The sequence below is a fragment of the Enterococcus innesii genome, from assembly GCF_022846515.1.
GTDB lineage: Bacteria > Bacillota > Bacilli > Lactobacillales > Enterococcaceae > Enterococcus_D > Enterococcus_D innesii.
Genome location: NZ_AP025635.1, coordinates 3,097,675 through 3,118,790, shown reverse-complemented (window position 1 = coordinate 3,118,790; position 21,116 = coordinate 3,097,675). Strand labels below are relative to the sequence as shown.

General features: G+C 42.1%; 20 protein-coding genes and 1 tRNA gene. 2 read left to right on the top strand and 19 right to left on the bottom strand.

The features are described 5' to 3' along the window. Nucleotides 1-148: 148 nt before the first annotated feature. Genes asnS through ENLAB_RS14605 form a run of 4 tightly spaced genes read right to left on the bottom strand, consistent with a single transcriptional unit; the run spans nt 149 to nt 6,040 of the window. On the bottom strand, nt 149-1,447 hold the full coding sequence (gene asnS / locus ENLAB_RS14620; RefSeq protein WP_005236932.1) for an asparagine--tRNA ligase: 1,299 nt from the start codon (nt 1,445-1,447) through the stop codon (nt 149-151). A 43-nt stretch (nt 1,448-1,490) separates the two neighbouring features. Continuing rightward, complete coding sequence (locus ENLAB_RS14615; RefSeq protein WP_244351756.1) at nt 1,491-2,684, bottom strand: pyridoxal phosphate-dependent aminotransferase; 1,194 nt, start codon at nt 2,682-2,684, stop codon at nt 1,491-1,493. 50 nt (nt 2,685-2,734) lie between these two features. Then, nucleotides 2,735-3,235: a cell wall elongation regulator TseB-like domain-containing protein gene (locus tag ENLAB_RS14610; RefSeq protein WP_244351754.1), complete on the bottom strand. Its 501-nt coding sequence runs from the start codon at nt 3,233-3,235 to the stop codon at nt 2,735-2,737. A 48-nt stretch (nt 3,236-3,283) separates the two neighbouring features. Further along, entirely contained in the window at nt 3,284-6,040 is a 2,757-nt protein-coding gene (locus ENLAB_RS14605) for a helicase C-terminal domain-containing protein (protein WP_244351752.1), read from the bottom strand. 212 nt (nt 6,041-6,252) lie between these two features. Here ENLAB_RS14605 and ENLAB_RS14600 point away from each other — a divergent pair, with 212 nt between their 5' ends. Further along, the gene (locus tag ENLAB_RS14600) at nt 6,253-7,023 is read left to right on the top strand and encodes an SDR family oxidoreductase (protein WP_244351750.1); all 771 of its coding nucleotides are present in this window, start codon (nt 6,253-6,255) and stop codon (nt 7,021-7,023) included. 98 nt (nt 7,024-7,121) lie between these two features. On the opposite strand, the gene ENLAB_RS14595 is transcribed toward ENLAB_RS14600, so the two are convergent. The 5 genes from ENLAB_RS14595 to ENLAB_RS14575 all read right to left on the bottom strand — a co-directional run bounded on the left by ENLAB_RS14595 (nt 7,122) and on the right by ENLAB_RS14575 (nt 11,296). After that, nucleotides 7,122-7,754, bottom strand: coding sequence for a YfbR-like 5'-deoxynucleotidase (locus tag ENLAB_RS14595; protein WP_086292805.1), 633 nt, complete (start codon nt 7,752-7,754; stop codon nt 7,122-7,124). A 106-nt stretch (nt 7,755-7,860) separates the two neighbouring features. After that, a complete protein-coding gene (locus ENLAB_RS14590; protein WP_003126918.1) occupies nt 7,861-8,061 on the bottom strand; it encodes a cold-shock protein in 201 nt (66 codons plus the stop codon). A 278-nt stretch (nt 8,062-8,339) separates the two neighbouring features. Next, entirely contained in the window at nt 8,340-9,464 is a 1,125-nt protein-coding gene (locus ENLAB_RS14585; protein WP_244351748.1) for a baeRF6 domain-containing protein, read from the bottom strand. Between the two features lie 107 nt (nt 9,465-9,571). Next, nucleotides 9,572-10,267, bottom strand: coding sequence for a ThuA domain-containing protein (locus ENLAB_RS14580; RefSeq protein ID WP_200125241.1), 696 nt, complete (start codon nt 10,265-10,267; stop codon nt 9,572-9,574). Nucleotides 10,268-10,363: 96 nt separating this feature from the next. Beyond that, on the bottom strand, nt 10,364-11,296 hold the full coding sequence (locus ENLAB_RS14575) for a DUF7916 family protein (RefSeq protein ID WP_244351746.1): 933 nt from the start codon (nt 11,294-11,296) through the stop codon (nt 10,364-10,366). A 69-nt stretch (nt 11,297-11,365) separates the two neighbouring features. Between ENLAB_RS14575 and ENLAB_RS14570 the strand changes: the two genes are divergently transcribed. Next, a tRNA-Arg gene (locus tag ENLAB_RS14570) sits at nt 11,366-11,437 on the top strand. A 76-nt stretch (nt 11,438-11,513) separates the two neighbouring features. Here ENLAB_RS14570 and ENLAB_RS14565 read toward each other — a convergent pair. The 10 genes from ENLAB_RS14565 to ENLAB_RS14520 form a co-directional block, all read right to left on the bottom strand. Next, the gene (locus ENLAB_RS14565; protein WP_244351743.1) at nt 11,514-12,695 is read right to left on the bottom strand and encodes a GNAT family N-acetyltransferase; all 1,182 of its coding nucleotides are present in this window, start codon (nt 12,693-12,695) and stop codon (nt 11,514-11,516) included. Between the two features lie 60 nt (nt 12,696-12,755). Next, nucleotides 12,756-13,169 carry a DUF3284 domain-containing protein gene (locus tag ENLAB_RS14560; RefSeq protein WP_086292815.1) on the bottom strand — a complete coding sequence of 138 codons (414 nt, stop codon included), beginning with the start codon at nt 13,167-13,169 and terminating at the stop codon, nt 12,756-12,758. Continuing rightward, nucleotides 13,169-13,354 carry a DUF3188 domain-containing protein gene (locus ENLAB_RS14555; RefSeq protein ID WP_010749336.1) on the bottom strand — a complete coding sequence of 62 codons (186 nt, stop codon included), beginning with the start codon at nt 13,352-13,354 and terminating at the stop codon, nt 13,169-13,171. Before ENLAB_RS14555 ends, ENLAB_RS14560 begins: the two co-directional genes overlap by 1 nt. 42 nt (nt 13,355-13,396) lie before the next feature. Next, complete coding sequence (locus ENLAB_RS14550) at nt 13,397-13,618, bottom strand: hypothetical protein (protein ID WP_081118753.1); 222 nt, start codon at nt 13,616-13,618, stop codon at nt 13,397-13,399. Nucleotides 13,619-13,705: 87 nt separating this feature from the next. Further along, nucleotides 13,706-15,121 carry a PTS sugar transporter subunit IIC gene (locus ENLAB_RS14545; RefSeq protein WP_371179804.1) on the bottom strand — a complete coding sequence of 472 codons (1,416 nt, stop codon included), beginning with the start codon at nt 15,119-15,121 and terminating at the stop codon, nt 13,706-13,708. 102 nt (nt 15,122-15,223) lie between these two features. After that, nucleotides 15,224-15,541, bottom strand: a complete 318-nt coding sequence (locus ENLAB_RS14540; protein ID WP_005229473.1) for a PTS lactose/cellobiose transporter subunit IIA — start codon at nt 15,539-15,541, stop codon at nt 15,224-15,226. A gap of 38 nt (nt 15,542-15,579) precedes the next feature. After that, on the bottom strand, nt 15,580-15,897 hold the full coding sequence (locus tag ENLAB_RS14535) for a PTS sugar transporter subunit IIB (RefSeq protein ID WP_005229471.1): 318 nt from the start codon (nt 15,895-15,897) through the stop codon (nt 15,580-15,582). Nucleotides 15,898-16,031: 134 nt separating this feature from the next. Beyond that, on the bottom strand, nt 16,032-18,746 hold the full coding sequence (locus ENLAB_RS14530; RefSeq protein WP_077452600.1) for a sigma-54-dependent transcriptional regulator: 2,715 nt from the start codon (nt 18,744-18,746) through the stop codon (nt 16,032-16,034). A gap of 66 nt (nt 18,747-18,812) precedes the next feature. Continuing rightward, on the bottom strand, nt 18,813-20,087 hold the full coding sequence (locus tag ENLAB_RS14525) for a DEAD/DEAH box helicase (protein WP_244351740.1): 1,275 nt from the start codon (nt 20,085-20,087) through the stop codon (nt 18,813-18,815). Nucleotides 20,088-20,101: 14 nt separating this feature from the next. Continuing rightward, nucleotides 20,102-21,103, bottom strand: coding sequence for a Gfo/Idh/MocA family protein (locus ENLAB_RS14520; protein WP_244351737.1), 1,002 nt, complete (start codon nt 21,101-21,103; stop codon nt 20,102-20,104). Nucleotides 21,104-21,116: the final 13 nt, after the last annotated feature.

Here is a 21,116-nt window from a genome sequence, read left to right as displayed (position 1 = left end):
AATGGATGCTTAAATTAGCCATTCACATTTTTAACCAACAATTTTTACATAATATTTTTTAGTAAAAAGTATTAAAGAATTAAAATTAAAACCAGTTCTCAATTAAAAAAGAACTGGTCTATTAAACTACAGAGATTAAAACTTTTCCCTACGGATAAATCCGATTCAACAACCGTGGAAACGGAATGGATTCTCTTACGTGCTCGATTCCTGATAACCAGGTAACGGTCCGTTCTAATCCAAGACCAAAGCCGGTGTGAGGAACTGAGCCGTACTTGCGTAGGTCTAAATACCATGAGTATTCGTTTTCGTCCAAGCCGTGGGCGCGGATTTGTTCTAGCAGGTATTCATGATCGATGGCACGTTCAGAACCGCCTATGATCTCGCCATAGCCTTCTGGTGCAATCATATCGGCACAGATCACGACATCTTCTCTCGTTGGATGTGGCTTCATATAGAAAGGTTTGATGGCTTTTGGATAGTTTAAGATAAAGACGGGCTGATCGAATGAATTGGCAATAAAGGTCTCATGTGGTGAGCCAAAGTCATCGCCCCATTGAATATCATCAAAGCCGTTCTTTTGTAATAATTCCACTGCATCATCGTAAGAGATTCGTGGGAATGGTAATTTGGTGTATTTTTTCAAGACTTCACGGTCACGGCCTAAAACGTCTAGTGCATAGTCACAGTTATCAAGCACATTTTGCACTAAGAATGCCACGTACTGCTCTTGGACTTCCAAGCTTTCTTCCTGGTGCATAAAGGCCATTTCTGGTTCAATCATCCAAAATTCAATCAAGTGACGACGTGTCTTTGATTTTTCGGCACGGAAGGTTGGTCCAAAAGAAAAGACTTTGCCAAACGCCATAGCAGCAGCCTCCATGTACAATTGACCGGACTGAGATAGATATGCTTTTTGATCGAAATAGTTGGTTTCAAATAAATCGGTCGTTCCTTCTGGTGCTGATCCGGTTAGGATCGGTGGATCGATTTTGATAAAGCCATTCTTGTTGAAGAATTCATACGTTGCCCGAATGATTTCGTTTCGGATTTGCATGATGGCATGTTGTTTTGACGAACGCAACCATAAGTGACGATGGTCCATCAAGAAATCTGTTCCGTGTTCTTTTGGTGTAATTGGGTAATCGTGGCTTTCACCGACAACTTCTAAACCAGAAATGCCAATTTCATAGCCAAATTTTGAGCGGCTGTCTTCTCTGATTTCCCCAGTGACCAGTACGGCAGTTTCCTGATTTAGATTTTTCGCTAATTGGAAAACTTCTTCCCCTACTTCACTTTTTACAACGATTCCTTGGAAATACGCTGTTCCGTCGCGAAGTTGTAAGAAGGCGATCTTGCCACTAGAGCGTTTGTTAGCAACCCATGCTCCGATTTGAACGGTTTCGCCAACGTGTTTTTTTGCATCTAAAATTTGAATAGATTCCACTTGATTCTCTCCTATCTAATTAATAAAGGCACCATAGAGCATTTTAAGCTTTTTGGCGTTTCTTTTCAACAAAATCATGGATTCGTTTGGTAGCTTCCGCTAACGTGTCCCAATCAGTTGCATAGCTGATCCGTAAATAATCCGGTGTGCCAAAACCAGCACCAGTCACTACTGCCACGTGGGCTTCCATTAGTAAAGCTTCTACGAAGGCATCAATGGTTTGATAGCCGCACATTGTCATGGCTTCTTTGACATTTGGGAACAAGTAAAAAGCGCCCTGGGGTTTCGTCACTTTAAAACCAGGAATAGCGGCAATTAACGGATATAGTTTATTCAAGCGTTCTTCAAAGGCCTGACGCATCACTTCGATCGATTCTTGATTACCAGTCAGTGCCTCAACTGCTGCGTATTGGCTAGCAGCCGGCGGGTTGCTGGTAGCTTGGGAAGCGATATCGACCATCGCTTTGATGATTTTTGCATCGCCGACAGCAAATCCGATCCGCCACCCAGTCATAGAATAGGTTTTAGAAACACCGTTGATCACGATGGTTTGCTTGCGGATCTCTTCTGATAAGCTAGCGATTGATGTAAAGGTATTGCCGTTATAAACCAAACGACCATAGATATCGTCGGCAATGATCCAAATATTGTTTTCCATTGCCCAGTTGCCGATTGCCGTTAATTCTTCTTTTGAGTATATCGCCCCTGTTGGGTTGGCAGGCGAGTTTAAAATGATGGCTTTCGTATGTTCTGTACGAGTGGCTTCTAATTGAGCAACAGAAACTTTAAAATCTGCTGCTTGCTTAGCTTCAACAAATACAGGTGTACCTTCTGCTAAACGGACTTGTTCCGCATAACTGACCCAGTAAGGAACTGGAATAAGTACTTCATCCTCTTCATCAAGAAGCGCTTGAAACAGTGTATAAAGGGCAAATTTCGCACCATCTGTCACGATCACTTGGTTTGAATCATAGTCAGCACCATAAAACTCTTTCATATAAGCAAGAATCGCCTGTTTTAGCTCTGGAATCCCAGCAGTTGCTGTGTAAAAACTAGCTTTGCCGCTCTCAATCGCTGCAATCGCTGCTTGGCGAATGTTCTTCGGGGTAATAAAGTCGGGCTCACCGACGGTTAGACTTAATACGTCTACACCTTGGTCTGCTAATGCTTTTGCCTTAGCAGATGCCGCTAACGTAGCGGAGGGTTCTAATTTTTCTGCTCTTTTTGAAAGTACCATGTTTATCATCCTTCCTACGATCCAAATTTCTGTCTATCATAAGCGGCTTTCTATAGTTCGGTGACCGCTTTGATTTCTTCTCCATCTTTGAAACCAATCAAATAATAGTTCAAGCGGCCTTGGTCGTCTTTAGTCATGACTTCCCAAGCGGGCTCGCCTTTAAAAATACCCAATGCTGCTTTTTGGATTTGCTGCCCTTGATGGTTGTCGCGAACGAAGGCCTTGGCCTGTGCTTCCGTCAATCCATCCCCTTGATTATAAACGGAAACCTTTTCGCCGCTTTTAGGAATGATTACGACGATCTCATTGTTATTGGTATCTTTTCCAACAATGCTAAAAGATGTTTCCTCACGGGTAAACCAATAAAATTGTTCGACCTCTGCTAAATCGGTGTATCTTTCTGCTATTTCGATTGCTTCGTTTCTTGCTTGTCGCATTGGACGAGAAGAACGGAGATAGAAAATAGAAGCGAAGAGAATAACGACCAGTAAAACCGTGATCGCACTCAGCAAAATAACCACACGCCGATGTTCTTTGTCTTTTGTTTTCACACTTCGTACTCCAATCTTAAATAAAATTCATTATATCAGATGTTCAACTCATTTTTCAAAATCAGCTGCTGCTTTTTCCTCTTGCGCAAAAAAATGTTGGATGTCTTCGGCAATCTCGGTTGGGCTGGCTTCAATCAGAGGTAAGTTTTTTGGTAGGCCTTTGACCATTCGTTTGCCATACTTCGTCGATAGCAAGCGTCGATCAAGGACGACCATCACACCGGTATCCTCCTCGGAACGGATCAAACGCCCCAATGCTTGGCGCAGCCGTAAAATCGCTTTAGGTAAGGCATCTTCTTTAAAAGAATCAATGCCTTCTGCTTCCAAAAAGGCGTGCCGTGCTTGGACCATTGGTTGCTTAGGATTCTCAAAAGGCAAGCGAGTCACCACAGCGATCTTCAAGGCCTGACCTGGTAGGTCGACCCCTTCCCAAAAACTGCTAGTCCCTAATAAGATGCCATTCTCCGCTAATAAAAATTTCTTTAAGATTTTCTCACGGGTTCCGCCAGTTCCTTGAGCAACGATTTCTCTGCCATAATGCAGGGCTTTTTTATTCAATCGATCATAGACATTTTTCAAAGTTTCATGCGCCGTAAACAACACAAGCGCTGGTTGCGGATTGTCAAACAAAATTGGGACTAACGCTTCGACTAAATAATCCGCGTATTCGGCAGCTGATGCTTGTTGGATCGAGAGACCTTTTTTAACTACATAGAGTCGAGTTTGTTTGCTGTAATCATAAAAGGCAGGAATCGTTTTGACTGGCACATCGGTCAAGCCGATCTGATGGGCAAAATATTCTTTGTTGCCTGGGATCTTCAATGTCCCCCCTAGATAAATGATGTGCTGATAGCGGTGATACCACGTGCTTTCCACGATCGAATGCCCTTCTAGATCAGCTAATTCAATCACAGCATTTCCTGACTGGGGATGCTTTTTTAACCAATGAACGTAACGAGGATGCCACCAAGTCAACCATGCGGTCACCGTTTGTTCCTGGGTTTCCATTTGACTAAAGAAATCAAACAAACGGGCAATCACGATTCGTTGTCTTGCATACCACCGATCATTGGTCAACTCGAATCGCTGACGCAACTGTTGTTGGATCTCATCGATTTCTTGATAGTAAAGGCTCAATTTCTGATGCAGCTTGTCTTGTGCTAACGTGCCATCGTAGAGGTCGTCATGGTGCACGACTTGTAGCTCTGGCGCATCGATCGATAAGGTGCGAAAATACTGCTCTTGTGTTTCGACCAAGATCGACAACGCGTTTCGATACAACGAGAACATCCGTTGCAGAAAGTCATCCTCGGTAATGATTTGGGCAATTTCTTCAAATAGCCCTTCTTCATTTAGCTGTAAAAACTGCCGCTTGAAGTGCGCAGAGTCAAAGACATGTTGACTAAAGCCTTCTGCTTGCTGCGGCAACTGTTGGGCTTCATCGATCAATAAGTAATCACTCTCTGGCAAAAGCGGCTGCAATCGCCGGTTTTCCTGCATCAAAAAGGCATGGTTGACGATCAAAACATTACTTTGCGCCATCCGCTGATATAAATGTCGGACAAAATCCTGTTCATAGAAGGGTTGATCTTTGGCTAAAAAGGCAACGCCGCGATGGCGGATGTCGGTAAACAAGGGATGATCAAGTCGAACCAAGTTCAATTCATCGAAATCCCCCGTTTCTGTTTTAGTCAGCCAAACTAAGATCCCCATTTGGTATTGCGCATATTGCTTTTGCTCTACCGGTTGATCAAGGGTCGCTTTAAAACGCTGCAAATCAATGTAATGACGATGGCTTTTTACCAAGACCGCTTGCAAAGGTTGCTGCAGTACTTGGTTTACCAAAGGAATGTCTTTGTTGATGATTTGATTTTGCAATAGAATTGATGAGGTACTAACGATCAATGGATTTTCTGGCGTCACTAAATAGGCGGCTGGAAACAAGTAACCGATGGTTTTCCCCATGCCTGTTTCTGCTTCAATGATCAGATTTTTCTCTGGCTGGGTGTAATGCGTATACACTGCATTCATCAAGCGTGCTTGTTGTTTCCGATAGACTAAGTGCTGGCCAAAGCGCTGTTCTTTTTCCGTTTTAACTTTCGGATACGTTTCTTGAAAATGCGGAGCTTCAAAAAGCGGAACGGTCTTTTTCCGCAAGACGATACCGTCGATCACTTCGAAATCTTCTGCCAACTCTGGGCCTTTTTCTTTTAAGATCCCATGGATATAGTCACTCGTTTGCATGCCCATTTGACCGCTTAAAAGCGCAATTTGTTTAAGGGTCGTCCGGGGCAGTTCTCGCATGATCGCTTCGATATACAAAAATAAAGCTGCGGTCACTTCTGCATCACTATCAGCTTGATGCGGGTTATCATGACGAAAGCCAATGCTGTCTGCTAGGTCACCTAAACGGAAGCTGCTTTCTGTTGGTAAAAACACTTGCGCCAATTCCACCGTATCGATTCCGGGAAGTGATAAAGGTGGCAGCCCGCAACGCACAAATTCATTGCTTAAAAAATGATAATCAAAATAAATATTATGCGCTACAAAAATCGTGTTGCTGAGTAAGTTATAGATCGTATCAGCTACGTCTTCGAAATATGGCGCTTTGCTTACTTGTTGGTTTGTGATGTGTGTCAATCGTTGAATTTGCTTAGAAATTCTGCGGTCAGGGTTGATATCTGCGGCAAAACGATTGATGATTTTGCCATCTTGGACTAAGACACAGCCAAATTGAATAATTCGATCAACCGTCGAATCGGTTCCTGTTGTTTCAAGATCCACCACAGCGTATATGGGTTTCATTGTATTCCTCCTTGCACACTGTCTGCATTATACTACAAAATCAATGGCGATTACATCTGTTTTCCCACTAGATACAAGGGTTCTCAGGAGGTAAAACTAGAAAGCTAACCGTTCGCGTGTCCCATCTGAAAGAGTTTGTTGCTGGTCGCTGATCGCTTTTTTCGACAAAAAAAGGGATCTTTTTTATAATTTACTATAAGGAGGCGAAAAAAATGAATGATTTCAAAAACAAACGAGTGATTGTAACGGGGGCTGCTTCAGGAATTGGAAAAGCAGTGGCAGAACAATTTCTAGCCCATGGTGCTCTTGTTGGGTTGATTGATCGCAATGAGAAAGAGCTGCAGGAGTTTCTTGCTGACTATGACGCACAAGCCCATTATCGAGCGGTTGACGTCACCGAAGCGGATAAGCTGCAAGAAGCAATGAGTGGTCTTGTGGAAGAACTAGGTGGACTTGATGTACTCCATGTCAATGCCGGCATCAACGGTACCTGGACACCGATCGAAGAGCTGACGGTGGCAGAATGGGATCAGACGATCAACACAAATTTACGCAGTACCTTTATTACCGTCAAAGCGGCCATTCCCTTTATGAAAACAAACGGTGGCAGCATTGTCATTACGAGTTCAGTCAATGGAAACCGCATCTTCAGCAATTTTGGTGCGACAGCTTATAGTACGTCTAAGGCAGGACAAGTTGCCTTTACAAAAATGGCTGCGCTGGAACTTTCCGGTTATAATATTCGGGTCAATGCTATCTGTCCTGGGGCGATCGCAACGAATATCGATGCCAACACAGAAATTGAAGAAGAAGTTGCTCGCGTTGAGATCCCCGTCAAATATCCAGAACGTTCTCGACCATTAAAGCAAGAAACAGGCGTGCCAGAACAAGTCGCCAACCTTGTGCTTTTTCTTTCTTCAGAGGCTGCGGGCAATATTTCTGGAACGGAAGTCTATATTGATGGAGCGGAATCTTTACTTTAATCCAACAAAAAAACGAAAAATCAAACCTGATCCCCTCACTTGTTTCATTGAAGCCCTTGAGATGAATCATTTCTTGATTTTTCGTTTTTTCTTTTTGGTTATTTTTCCACCAAAGCCGCGATTTCTTCTAGAAAGGCAGTCTTGCCATAAAAATCTGCATTTAGTAACTCTGGAAAAATGGCTTCAAAGAAATAAGTGACACACGGACGATGCTGAAACTCTTTGACGGTTAAAACGGCCTCTCGAAACATTTCTTTGTATACTTTATCTGGGTTGCTCTTTGAGATCTCTTCAAAAGATTCATACAAAAGATCGATCTTATCCGCAATTGCTAATAGCTGCCCTTCAAGGCTGTTGTCTTTGCCATCCGCTAGGCGTCTGCGATACGTTGCTTGAAAGCTTCCTGGAATTTCTTCTTCGATGAAGGCATCGGTCATTTTTTCTTCAACGGTTGATAACATTGCCCGCAATTCTTTGTTCGCATATTTGACCGGCGTTTTGATATCACCGATGAAACGTTCCGTGTAATCATGGTTCAAGGCTTTTTCATAAAGAATTTGCCAGTTGACTTGATTTCCCGCTTGTTCTTCGATATCAGCTAAGGTCTGGGCAATCATCGTTACTCGAAATGAATGAGCAGCTACACTGTGCTCAGTAAATTTAAAAAAACCCGGCGCTCGTTGGATCTTTTCTAAATTAGCCAATCCGAGAATAAATTCATTCAATCCCATAAATGTGCCTCCTTTTTTTAAGAGTATAACAACTCCTTTGTCTGCAAGCAACTATCTCGCGCACAAAAAAAGAGCAGCTAAGCTGCTCTTAAAAGGCATTCACTAATTATGCTTTGTTAACGTTAGTCGCTTGAGGGCCACGTTGTCCGTCTTCGATATCGAAAGTCACTGCTTGACCTTCTTCTAAAGTTTTGAAGCCTTCGCCTTGGATAGCTGAGAAATGAACGAATACATCGTTACCGTTTTCTGCAGTGATGAATCCAAAACCTTTGTCTGAGTTAAACCATTTAACTGTACCTGTTTCCATAATAAAAATCCTCCTTGTGTTTATACACATATTTTGCAATTACTTGTATAAGGTGAAAATGTGGAAGATGTTTAAGATGAAACAAGCTACCATAATTTACCGTAACAAAAACTACACTTTGTATTATAGCACATTATCTTCATTATGACTAATAGAAAATCAAAAAAAATGAAAACGCCTTTATTTTTTTATAATTCACAAAAAGACTGCTGCATTAAAGATCTGCAACAGCCTTCTCTTTTATGGAAACGATTTATTTATGGACGACGCAACTGTGTTTAGTAACGCAAAATCGCCGTCAAACTTTTTTCTCCAGGGGCATCTTTTTGTTCCAAGATAGATACCTCACCGCCGTTTTCTAAAACATCGATTGCCAGTGTATTTAACACTTGGCGACGATCATACTCTGTATCAGGATCTTCTCCAAACCCATCGGCGAGATTTGAGGTAGCCACAAACAGATTGGCGATGCGGCCTTCTTTGGATGCAGGCACGATATCAACCAATTGGTCAATAAATTTTCGATCCAACAGCTTGCCGTATTCCCCAACTTCTTTTTGTGTCAACTCCGCAATCAGCTTTTGCGTACACGTTTGGATCTCTTTCAAAGATAACGACGCTGGTGAAGAAGAAATACTTGGATCTGCTTTGAAAAAGTTGGTTTTTGCCACTTTTTTAAACAGCGTTTGATTTTCTGGCAACGCAAAAAGATACATTGGTAAATGCTCTTCGTTTGAAAAATCATTTTTGAAAAATGCATCAACTGCTTGGTAGTAGTTGACGTGATCGATCTCGACCTCTTCGTCTTTGGCACTAAAGCCATGATAAGCGACGCCTTCTCCTCCTGAGTTAGGGCCACCTTGGGCACTGTAATTAAAGTTGCCGCCGCCAGTGATTTCTTCCCCCAGCGCTTTTTCGATCGTCGTCGGTGCCTCTTCTGGCAACTCGACTTCACGCACTTGATTGTTTTCAACTTGATAGACTTGCATTGAATCGCGATTCAACGCTAAGAGATAAAATGGGTAATTAAATTGTGCGTTTTTGATGACAGCTAATACATAAGGAGTTTCCCCTACGTAATATTGATCATCCACACGAATACTTAACCGATGGACCAGTACCTCTTCTGGGGTAATAATCACCGCCACACTTGTTGTACTGTTGCGCCAAAATGATTGATCTGCAAGCAGTTCATCAATTTTCGTTTGAAAAAGATCCCAAGCATGTTCTGGGTATTTTTTTTCAAAACGGCGCTTCGCATCTTTGGCAAAGTTCTTAAATTTGATTTGATCCTTTTCGACATTCTGGTGGCCGACATGCGTATTGAGCATGATCGTGACAAATGGTCCTTTGATTCCGTCAGATATTACCTGCGATAAAAAACTTTTTCCAAATTTTCCCATTCCACATTACCTCCTGCTTAATCAAATACAAATAAAGTGTACCATGCTTATTTTCTTCCATAAAGTAAAACGATTGCACGCATTTATTTCCTCATTCGTTTTTCTGATTACTCACTATACTGGCTATTTTTCAGCGGATCAGCCAATGTATTTCTGGTGGCCCATAGAAAGCCTCGTTTGGTCCAAGTCTGAATGGTCGGCTCTTTCAGCTCTTTTAGACTGTGTCCAACGGATTGGAAAAAGACTCTGCCCTTGCCCCATTTTTTGATCCACATCATTGGCAGTATGACTTCTTGGTTAGCTGCATTCGGATGATCGTTGGCTACAAATGTTGAGGTAGCTAACACAGTGACGGCTGGATCAACCAGGCAATAGTATTGCTCCGTCGTCAACTGAGGGATCGATTGCGTATTTGCCGTAATATAGTGATCTGTCGTAAGATCGATGCTATAGGTCGTTTCCAAGCCGCCGGGATGTGCCAAAAAACAGCCGCCAGTCAGAAACAACCAGCCTTTACTGGCTTGAAAAGCCGAGGCAAAGCCGCCATGAACCCCTGCTAATCCCAATCCTTCTGCTACAGCCTGAGTGACATTTTGCAGCGGCTCATCAGGCAATTCTCCTCGCGTCCAATTCATGATCAACAAATCCAGCCTTTTTAATTCTTCTTTATGATAGAGAGGTTCAAAATCTGAGGCGAGTGTCACCTGATATCCTTCTGACTCCAGCAACGTTTGGTAAAACTGACTGGTCTCTTTTGGGGCGTGTCCTTCCCAACCTCCATAAATGATCAATGCTTGTTTCATTTTATGTTCCCTCCTTTCTTTCTAACTTAGCGAAAAAAATGCAAAAAGCGAAGCAGAACGATTCTCCGTTTTCCTTCGCTAGTATTTTTTTCTGATTTAACGGTTGATTGAACGCCCGACACGATTGATCGTATGGCGCATGCCTCTAATTGCAACCGATGTTTCAAAAATATTTTCGGTCGGTGCCATGCCGCCATAACCGGCATCACCGATATGCTGCAGATCGACCCCACAAGTTTTGTTGATAATGGCTAATTGTCGCAACGTTTCCGGACGCGCACTCTCTTGACTCGTTCCGATCGCTGACATCGTCAATAAGTCATATTGTTTGGCAATTTGAACAGCTTCAATCAGATCCTTTTCTAGAAAGCCTTGAATCGAGCCAACGGAAGGCAGTAACAAAATATCTGCCCCAGCTTCAGCGTAAGAAATGATGGCTTCTCGATCAACCACAGGTTCATCTGAGCCGGCACTGTGCATTTTTCCAGCGATGATCAACCCAGAGAAATGTTCTTTTGCCAATTTTACTGCTTTAGCGATTTCTCGGTTGGTCACACCTGTTCCAGGATTGCCTGTAAAGCAGAGAAAGTCCACCCCGAGTTCTTGGGCTTTTTTGATGGTGTCAACCGAACTTGTTCGGCCTTGACTGATACTGATCTTTTCACTCATCATCTCCGTCGTAGCTGGGATCGGCTCAAGATTGATGCCGACAGGTCGTCCAATCAGTTGTTTTAGTTGAGGAATCGGGTTTTCAATCGTTTGTGTAGGATCAAGCAGCTGCTCCAATGTGATACCAGGCATCCCAAAAATAGCTGGACGATAACAATCAAAGCCATTCAACAAAATCAAGTCAGCCCCAAAAGCTGCCGCGACTTCTGCGTTGGTGATATCGCCAGCTTGCGGTATGGTTTGAACCACCGTTTCACAGACGATCACTCGTCCTTCGCTCGCTTTAATGGATTGCTTTAATTCTTGCGCCGACATTTCTTTGATTTCACTATAGTTTGCACTTATCAATCGTTTGACCATGTTTTTCTTCCTTTCTTTTCCTTCTCATCTTGCGAGAAACACGAATAACAGGTAAAATATAGCTATTGTGTTCCCTTAGTTAAATGGATATAACAAGTCCCTCCTAAGGATTAGTTGCTGGTTCGATTCCGGCAGGGAACGTTTTTTGAAGAAAAAGATTCCTTATTTTTAAGGAATCTTTTTTTGTTAGAAAGTGAATGCGTCTGTGTCGATTGGCTTAGAAATAATCTTCCAGAATCGGCTTTCCATCTGGTAAGTTTTCCTGAATCATCACTGCAGCTTCCTTCTCCGTTTCCATTTGCTGGAAAAAGACCAAAGAGTCGAGAGATTGTGCCTGCATGAACAGCTGCACAAAACGCTGAATCGACAAGGTTGCTTTGGGCAGCTTGGTAGCCGTCGTTTTCGTGACCTGATGCTGAGCGTTTTCGATTGTCACTTCATAACAGCCATTATTCCATGGGGCATATTCATCCCCTTGAATTTCTATGGCAAAACCGCCGGCTTTTTTCAATGTGAATGGATAACTTTTTAGAAACCCTTCCACATCGATGACGCGCGCCATCATGTCCGGGCGCACTTGGTAGTGAGCCAATGGTTTGGCCGCGTTTGCTTGTAGGACTTCCCCATCAAACCCTGGTCGATAGTTAATCTGTGCTACTGAATCTGCATGAGAGACGATAAACCGATTAAATCCTTGATACGCATCAGCGGTCAAATAGCCCCACTCTTGAATATCGAAACGTCCCCCATCGATAAAGTAAATCAAGTAGCCTTCAGGGACCCCTGCTTCATTGCGATAAATCGCAAACGTATACGGTCGGCGCAAAACAAACTTGATTTCTTCCCACCAGGGTTGGCGAATCAGCCCGCCTTTTTGATGGCGCGGCAATTGATGATAAATCTCGTGAATGACCGGCTGTGCTTCCTCCCAGTTCATGCGTTGAATCGTTCCATTCACTTTCTTGCCATCGGGCCATTGATGCGCATCGACTTCATAAACCGTCCGTTCAAAAGTGTACTCATACCCATATCTACGATAAAACGCAAAGGAGAAAGGTGCCAGATAGGAAAGAACGATTTTTTGTTCATAGCAATCTTTAATGATTTGTTTCATGATCCGATCGATCCGACCTTGGCTGCGATACTCTGGATACGAAGCCACAAAACCGATCCCTGCCATTGGATAGGTCGTTCCATGAAAATTCACATCAAAAATCGTTGCCATGATTTGGCTCGCTAATTTTCCATCCCCATCGTAGGAACCATAATTCCAAGAATTTTCCGCAAGCTTACGATAGCGCTTGATATTTGTTTCATTCAATTCCCACTGAAAGGCATAAGAAACCAAGTCCAGTACTTCTTGCGAACCAAATTCGGTCATTTTTTTGACATCTGTCATTGCTTCATCTCCTCTACTTAAAAACACGCAAGAAACGCAAAAAAGGCGTCAGTCGACCCCTTAATATGCTTCTTCCATCATACTCAACATTTTTTTAAACTGCTTGCGTTTGAAATATCCTAGAATCGTGCCTAAGAGCATGTCATTTAATTGCTGCATGAAGCCATGTGATTTCATGGTTTCCGTATAAATGACTTTGCTACTCTTTCCATCAAGTGGCGTTACTTCATAGCGAGCGACAAATTCATTTTTTGTCGTTTCTGTTTTGAATTGATAAACTTGATTTTCAATGATTTCTTCGATTTCGATCTTCGCACGACTCGTAGTAGAAAATTCCTTTACATATTGAAATCCTGCCAGTTGCTTTCTAGAAAGTGTTTTTCCAGTTGCTTTTCGTATGTCAAAGATAACAGAATCCATAATTTGATCGTAGAAGACATTTGCTGGAATCGATAAATCTTTTTCAATTCTCATTAAGACTTCCTCCTATCTGACTCTTCGGCTTTCTTCTTTCCTTTCATGAACAGAAGACTGCCAGAAATAAGCAAGAAAATACCTGTTGTAAAACTGAATATATCTAACTGCTGATTACTTGGATTCATACTGTATAGGACTACGAGTAGACCGATACTACATATAAACAAGCCGTTTTTTATCATTTTCAATCATCCTATCTATTCGTTGATCCACAGAGAACCTACTCAAACACTAACTGCTTGAAAGTATAAAACGGAACCCCAAGGCTGTGCTTTGATCAATTCTTTTGCTTTTTTTGCCGCCGCTTCTGAATCAGAAGCTGTCGTAGTAAAAATAAGTTTAATTCCTTGTTTTTCTTTGAATGTAAAAGACATTCCATCTTCGTTATATCCTTCAAGTAATTCTTTGATGGCATCTTGCTGCATTGCACTTGCTATTGAAATCATATTCTTTTCCTCCTAAATAATCAATAATAAAAGGAGGAACTGCTTTACTTCAAGCGAAGCCATAGCAGTTCCTCACAATCTACAGGTCTATTCGCCTAGTTTTGGATCAATTTTATTTGCTGAAATAACGAATGGCGCCCAAATGAAGAATGTAACGACCATACATACCAACGTTACGATTGGGGCACGCCAGTCAGCTCCTGTTGCCAAGAATGATAGCAACATTGGTGGAACGACCCACGTTACTTGTTGTGAAACAGGTGCTACTAAACCAAAGTACGTTGCTAACCAACCGATTGAAGTGGCTACTAGCGGAGCAATAATGAACGGAATAAACATGATCGCATTCAATACGATTGGCAGACCGAACATTACCGGCTCATTAATATTAAACACACCAGGTCCGATTGACAATTTTGCAACAGTTAGATAATCCGCACGTTTTGATAGGATCAAAATAGCAATCAGTAATACAATTGTACCGCCTGAACCGCCAAACCAAGCAAATGAGTCAAAGGATCCGCGTACCCACATATATGCCTTGCCATCTTCGATTGCAGCAAGAACCGCGTTTGTACCGGTTTGTCCTTCATATCCTTTTTGGAAAATATCGATATTGATCAACTGCGCTTGTCCCCAAATACCTTCTAAAACTGGAGCTAGTACGTTTGGACCATGGATTCCGAAGAACCAGAAAATTTGAACAAAAACAGTTACGATCAGTACTGCACCAAGCCCTTGAGACAAGCCTAGGAATGGTTCTGCAATATATTTTTGGACAAGATCAATAATTAATTGTCCATCAGTCAGTTTACCGACAATAAAGTTAATAATAGCAATGACATATAAGGCAATTGTTGCCGGCAAAATCGCAGCGAACGCTTTCGATACTGCTGGCGGTACTGAATCAGGCATTTTGATAGTGATATCAGCTAACATCAATTTACAGAAAATAATAACTGAAATAGCCCCCATGATCATTACGGTAAAATAAGCGTTTCCGTTTAGATGATCGAGTTTCAACCAACCCCATCCACCTGCTGTAATTGCATCTGCTGTTGCAGACCATCCGGAAGTTGCTGACCCAGCATTGATTTCATCCATCAAAGCTGTTGGAACAGCTGTCGCCACAGAAGTGCTGTATGAAAAAGCAATTCCTTGAATCAGTGTCGCTACTCCAACGATCCCACCTGCGAGATCATTCACTCGATAAGCACGAGCCAGATTATATCCCCAAGAAAAGGCAAATACTAAACCAGCAACAGCCAATGTACCATTCCATACGAAGCCATTGATACTAATAATTTCACGAATAACTGGAATGGTACTGGCATCATAACTCGGCCAAAATTGCGGTGGTAAGTCACGAATGATCGCGTTGATCATTACTGCGATCGAACCAGCCATAGTAGCAGGCATTGTTCCAATAAAGGCATCACGTAATGCAACTAAGTGCTTCTGGGCTCCAATTTTTGCAGCTACAGGGAGAATGTACTTCTCCATCCAACTTGTTAATCCATCCATTCTTAATTCCTCCTATAAGTTCTATTCGTCAAAGAAGATTTTTTGATTCATCGACAATAACTACTACTATCCGTTCAAAGATTATTCGTTATTTAGACGTCGATAGACATCAATGATTTCTTTCGCTAAATCGGTAAATGCGATTGACGTCATTAGGTGATCTTGTGAATGCACAGTCAACAATGTCACAGTCATATGATTGCCTTGCGCTTCTTGTGTCAACAATCCTGTTTGCGAATGATGCGCTTCCACAAGAGATGCTTCAGCATCTTTGATTTTTTGGTCAGCTAATTCGAAGTCCCCTTCTTTTGCTGCCGCGATTGCTTCCATTGCGTCACTTTTTGCATTACCACCATACATGATCAATCCCATAATGGCTTCCAAATTTTGCTCATCCATCTTTAAAAATCCTCCTTACACTTCGATCCTAAAAAATCTTAGTTCATTAATGTTTCTGCTTGTTGCAATACTTTTTCGCCGTTCATCATGCCATAGTCTGCCATGTTGATCACGTCCAAAGGAATGCCTTTTGGTGCTAATTTTTGTTCAAATTGTGATTTCATGAAACGTACTTGTGGTCCTAACAATAGAACATCGACTGGTTTTGACTCCAAATGTTGGTCGGCTTCTGAAGCTGAAACAGCAAAGATATCTGCTTCCATTCCTTTAGCTTCGGCTGCTTTTTGCATTTTTGTCACCAATAGACTGGTACTCATTCCTGCTGAACAAACTAGCATAATCGTTTTTTTCGCCATCGCGTATCTGCTCCTTTCTGTTGTAAGTTACACTTTACTATAAAGCAAAAAGCGTGCCAAAAAAAAATAAGTTCAGACCTTTATCTATCAATGGTCTGAACCAATTTTTTATTTACACACTCACATTTTTTCTGTTACACACTAAGATTGTGTGCGGATTCATCATAATTTTTGATTTTGTTTTCTAAAAACATTTGGGTTAAATAGGCGATCTCATCTTCAGAAAATTTGATTTGGTAATTTTTTTCAATTTGTAATAAATGGGTTCGTAAAACATCCATTTCGATTCGGTACCGTTTTTGGAAAGTAGTCAGGTTGGCGAAAGTACGGGAAGGTTCCTTCTTCAATAAACTTTCTACCAAAAAGGCTAAATGAATGACTAATCCTGCATCTACGGTTGGTTCTACAATCACATGCAATTGATTTTGAATCTGATGAACGATGCGTTGCAGGCTCTCGATCAGATGATAGACGGACCCAACATGAGTTATCGTATTTTCCAATGAACGCACGATCTTTTCGATCGGCACTTCATCTGAAGCGATTCGTTTTAGCACATTCAAGCGATTGTCATCAAAAACATCATAGGCGGAGAAAAACGGAATGTTTTGATAATCGATCTCGACGGTGCCAGCAATGGCTTTGATCTCATATTCTTCTAGCAAGCCATCAATATGTTTTTTGAAGGTTTCTTTTTCAATAAACTGCATTTGGATGATCTCGACTTTTGACTGATCAACGACGGGATAAATTCGTTGATAAAGTTTGGCAGCGACACCTTCCCCAGTAAAGCAAGTAACGATGACTGCCTTTTTATTTCCTTTTGCTTCACGAACCGTACGGAACTGTTCTTGTACGATGGTTTCAAAAGAACGCTGAATGTTTTGGTAGACGTCTTCTAAACTGCGCCCACTCTCTGCCATCCGCAAGGCTTCTAAAACAATCATCGTACTGACCATCGAAATAGCTTTCGTACGAATCCCCGTCTCTTCGGAAATCAAATTCGCAAAGGAATTGAGGGAGCCCATATCGGTTAAAAGCAATAAGCCATTGCTCATCTTCTCTTTGTTTTCATTGATATAATTCAACAGCTGGTCATACATTTGCCCGACTTCCATATCCAAAGACATATTCATTGCCTTGCCATGGTCGGTCTCCAGCAGCTCTTGGGCTGTCTCCAACATACTGCTGGCAGTTGCCTTGCCATGCATCAAGACAATGATCTCGATTTTTTCAAGGGGCAAAGGCGAAGGTTGTTTGACTTGAATCGCTAAAAACATACTGATAAAGCCAATTTCATCAAATGGGATCTCGACATGACGTTCTTCTTCAATGATCGTCGATAAATCCATTGCCACTTGAAATTCGGATTTTAAGTTTTTTCTAACCGTGTTCAAATCCGGATGAACGATCATATGTCCCTCTTTAACACGTTCCAGCGTACTTTGCAAATGCAACGCAAAGGCAAAACGGGCTTTTTCACTATAAGTTCGATCTAACCTCTGTCCTGCCAAGTCATAAAGAACATTTGTCAGTTTCCAAATGTCTTCTGGAATCAATTCTTTATGAACAGGGTTTTGGATCAATTCTTCGACATATTTTTCAAAGTAGGCATCCACATCCTTAGAGATCAAGTTTTCTAAATCGACATTGGCTACGCCCGTTTCAATCAGTGAGCTGACTTTTTCTTCGATCTCGTTGTAAACTTGCATATTCCGTTGCGGATCACGAGACCAGACAACATCTGGGTCACCGGGTTCGAAACTCAGAAAGTCGCCTTTGCCATCTAAAAACCGATCCAAGCGTTCTGACATTTCTTTGATCTTCAACAAGCCTTTTTGAACTTGCAAGGAGCAATCGCCTTTTCGAATCAGCAGGTGTTTTTTTCCATAGGTCCGATAATGTAAGAATGCCTTCGCACAGACGAGTTTCAGGTCGCGCTTGATTTGACCGATGTTGCCTTCTGCATCATAGAGCATAAAGGCCAATATCGCATCTCGCTCGACATCGATCCGCTGATTTAGACGAGTCGCCTCTTGCTTGATAAACAAGGAAATGATTTCATACCGTTCATCTAGGGAACGACTTTCCACATTTGGCAAAGTAATAGCCATGGGAATTCGCCGATTGAAGGTCGTCAAAAAGGTTTCTGATGATTCCGTGGTAGCACCGATGATCTGCACAGCGGCTTCATGAACTTGGTTGCTTTCCCCTAATGGGCGGTAGATCCCTTTATCAATGAAGGTAAAGAGCATTTCTTGGCCTTCTGGCGGCAGTCGATGGATCTCATCCAAAAACAATATACCGCCATCGGCTTTTGCCATCAGTCCTGGACTATCTTCTGCAGCACCTGTGTAGGCGCCTTTTTTGATGCCAAAGATATGTCCAAACAATAATTGCGGATTTTGTGCATAATCCGCACAATTAAAGGACACGAAAGGAGCATCTTTTTCTAACATATTTGATTCAACCGCAAAGTGATACATACATTCAGCAAATAATGATTTACCCGTACCTGTCTCTCCAAAAATGATGGTATGAAGTCCTCTAGGCGGATATAAAATTGCTGCTTTGGCTTGCTGGATACTTACTTTTAAAGAAGCTTGAACCCCAACAAGACTTTCAAAACTCACTTCAGAGGAAACATCCACATGCACCGTTTCTTCTAATGGCTCATAAACGACCGGACGGCCGGAACGTTTGCCGATTTTCTTTTCTTTATAAAGCTCACTGAGATAACGGCTTGCATTGCTGCGATCGATTTGTAAGATTTTAGCGACATCAACTGCGGTCAACCCTTGCTTATGCAGTTCAATCGTTTGAAAAATCTCTTCTTTTCGCGAATTCATTCAATAGCCCCCTCATTTTTTTACACACTAACGATAAACAACGTTAATGGTAACACAAAAAGACGCTCAATGGCGTCTTTTTCCTTTGTCTTTTTGCTTTTTCGTCTTTTTCTTGGTCTTTTTAACAGGAGTGTGTAATTTTTCAGGCGTTTTCTTGGAAATTTTCTGCACACTTGCTGTTTTGGTTTCTTTCTTGCTTTCCTTTTCGATAACAGGTGCTTCTGTGTGTAACTGACCGCCGTGTAAAAAGACTTCTTTAAGCTCTATGGACAATTGATTCGTGATTTTTTTCAAATCCTTCACCGAATGGTCTTGAACAATCGTGATGACGGTTCCTTCTTTGCCCATTCTTCCGACACGTCCAGCTCGGTGTAAATAGGATTCTTTTTCTAACGGGACTTCCGTATTGATAACATAAGGCAGATCCACGACATCTAAGCCACGAGAAGCGACATCAGTCGTCAATAATTCTACTAGTTTTCCTTGACGGAAGCTCTCCAGTGCGCCTTTTCGGGCAAGTTTGTTTTGATCAGATGCTAATGATGCCACCGGTAAGCCATGAAAAAGTAGTTTTTCTTCCGCATTCCCCATTGCGCTTAATTCATTGAAGAAAACCAAGGCTTGAAAGTTTGGTAAATGAGCAAAGCGTCTTAAAGCATCCACAATGCGTCGTTGCGGATAATTCAAATAGTAGTGATGGATCACGCCTTTGCTCTGATCTTCTTGGGTAACATCAATGATCAGTGGCTCTTTTGTCACCAATGGTCGAATCTCATCAATTACTTCGTTAGCGGTTGCTGAAAAGAAGCTACGCTGGATTTGTTTTGGCAATGTTTGATTGATTTTGGCAGCTAGCGTAAAGGCCCCTTCTTTCAATAATTGGTCAACCTCATCTAATACCAACGATTGTAACTGCTGGGTCTTGATTTTTTTTGCTTTGATCAATTCTAACACACGGCCTGGGGTACCGATCAAGACCTCAGGTTTGTCTTTTAATTTTTCCACTTGTCGTTTCGTGCTCGCGCCGCCAATAAGTGGCAGAACGGTCAGTCCAATGGCATGAGCCCATTCTCGTGCTACTTCTGTGACTTGCATCGCTAATTCTTGTGAAGAAGTCAAAATCAACAGCTGATTGCCTTTCTTTGCTTCGACCTTTGTTAACAGTGGCAAAAGGTATGCCAATGTTTTACCAGAACCGGTCGGTGAGACCCCAATGACAGACTCGCCATCTTTTAAAGGATCAAAGGTTTTTTCTTGGATCAAGGACGGTGCGTGATACCCTGCCGCTTGCCATTTTTCCTGCCAGATGTCTGGCAGTTGTGTCAATTCAAATACTGTCATAAATGTTCCATTCCTTATTTTTTATCTGCATCAAAAACGATGCCTGCTTGTTTACGCATGAGAACAACGGTTTCATTGACACTGCGGGCAAGTTCTACCCATTCCTCATAGCGTTGTCCTTGTTGGGGATCATTTTTGTTTTCGATGATGTCTGCAAAATCTTGTGCTTCTTCAATCATCGGGTTTTCTAAGGCACTTACTGCTAATGCCTGGATTTGTTTTGTTTTTCGCTCATAAAATGCGGCTTCTTCGATGGCATTGACGGCATTTAGGTCTAATGTACCGTCCTCAAAATAGATTTCTGAACGCAACTCTGAATCAGCGATTTTGCCTGTTTGGATCGTGACATCAAAGTCAGCATAGCGCAACACTGCAGTCCCGATACCATCTACACCAGTCGGTAATTTACGGGCAAAATAATAAACATCTTGCGGTTTGCCAAACCAAGCGACCGCCGCATAAATCGGATAGACGCCCAAATCCGCTAAGGCACCGCCAGAAAAATGTGGAGAAAAAATATTTGGTTCCTCCCCAGCTAATACAGCGTCATAACGAGACGAATATTTCATATAAGAAAAGTTCGCCCCAAGAATGGCACCCCGTGTGGGTAAGAATTCGGCTACGGTCGAAAAACTTGCTTCATGGATGTTGCGAGCTGCTTCAAAGAATAATACCTGTTGCTGATTTGCCAATTCGATGATCTCCGCCATTTCCTCAGGCGTTGAAAAGGCTGGTTTCTCCACAATGACATTTTTTCCTGCTAAAATACCTTGCTTGGCTTGTTCAAAGTGCAAACTATTCGGTGACGCGATGTAGACCGTGTCCATATGAGCTAAGCCAAAAAAAGTGTCCAGATCGGTCGCATACTCGATGTCCCCATACTTTTCTCCAAAGCGTTGTGCCGTTGCTAACTTTCTTGAGTATACGGCAACCAATTGATAGCGTTTGGTTTCGTGGGCTGCTTGTACAAATTGATCGGTGATCCAATTTGTGCCGATAATCCCTAAATGAATCATGTTTTTTCCTTCT

What these genes read in the sequence shown, in the direction of transcription:
- ENLAB_RS14525 (WP_244351740.1), bottom strand. Translation starts at nt 20,087, where the DNA reads ATGACAGTATTTGAATTGACACAACTGCCAGACATCTGGCAGGAAAAA.
- ENLAB_RS14600 (WP_244351750.1), top strand. Translation starts at nt 6,253, where the DNA reads ATGAATGATTTCAAAAACAAACGAGTGATTGTAACGGGGGCTGCTTCA.
- ENLAB_RS14560 (WP_086292815.1), bottom strand. Translation starts at nt 13,169, where the DNA reads ATGAGAATTGAAAAAGATTTATCGATTCCAGCAAATGTCTTCTACGAT.
- ENLAB_RS14535 (WP_005229471.1), bottom strand. Translation starts at nt 15,897, where the DNA reads ATGGCGAAAAAAACGATTATGCTAGTTTGTTCAGCAGGAATGAGTACC.
- ENLAB_RS14605 (WP_244351752.1), bottom strand. Translation starts at nt 6,040, where the DNA reads ATGAAACCCATATACGCTGTGGTGGATCTTGAAACAACAGGAACCGAT.
- ENLAB_RS14540 (WP_005229473.1), bottom strand. Translation starts at nt 15,541, where the DNA reads ATGGATGAGCAAAATTTGGAAGCCATTATGGGATTGATCATGTATGGT.
- ENLAB_RS14565 (WP_244351743.1), bottom strand. Translation starts at nt 12,695, where the DNA reads ATGACAGATGTCAAAAAAATGACCGAATTTGGTTCGCAAGAAGTACTG.
- ENLAB_RS14555 (WP_010749336.1), bottom strand. Translation starts at nt 13,354, where the DNA reads ATGATAAAAAACGGCTTGTTTATATGTAGTATCGGTCTACTCGTAGTC.
- ENLAB_RS14530 (WP_077452600.1), bottom strand. Translation starts at nt 18,746, where the DNA reads ATGAATTCGCGAAAAGAAGAGATTTTTCAAACGATTGAACTGCATAAG.
- ENLAB_RS14545 (WP_371179804.1), bottom strand. Translation starts at nt 15,121, where the DNA reads ATGGAGAAGTACATTCTCCCTGTAGCTGCAAAAATTGGAGCCCAGAAG.
- ENLAB_RS14585 (WP_244351748.1), bottom strand. Translation starts at nt 9,464, where the DNA reads ATGGGAAAATTTGGAAAAAGTTTTTTATCGCAGGTAATATCTGACGGA.
- ENLAB_RS14580 (WP_200125241.1), bottom strand. Translation starts at nt 10,267, where the DNA reads ATGAAACAAGCATTGATCATTTATGGAGGTTGGGAAGGACACGCCCCA.
- ENLAB_RS14615 (WP_244351756.1), bottom strand. Translation starts at nt 2,684, where the DNA reads ATGGTACTTTCAAAAAGAGCAGAAAAATTAGAACCCTCCGCTACGTTA.
- ENLAB_RS14520 (WP_244351737.1), bottom strand. Translation starts at nt 21,103, where the DNA reads ATGATTCATTTAGGGATTATCGGCACAAATTGGATCACCGATCAATTT.
- ENLAB_RS14575 (WP_244351746.1), bottom strand. Translation starts at nt 11,296, where the DNA reads ATGGTCAAACGATTGATAAGTGCAAACTATAGTGAAATCAAAGAAATG.
- ENLAB_RS14590 (WP_003126918.1), bottom strand. Translation starts at nt 8,061, where the DNA reads ATGGAAACAGGTACAGTTAAATGGTTTAACTCAGACAAAGGTTTTGGA.
- ENLAB_RS14550 (WP_081118753.1), bottom strand. Translation starts at nt 13,618, where the DNA reads ATGATTTCAATAGCAAGTGCAATGCAGCAAGATGCCATCAAAGAATTA.
- ENLAB_RS14595 (WP_086292805.1), bottom strand. Translation starts at nt 7,754, where the DNA reads ATGGGATTGAATGAATTTATTCTCGGATTGGCTAATTTAGAAAAGATC.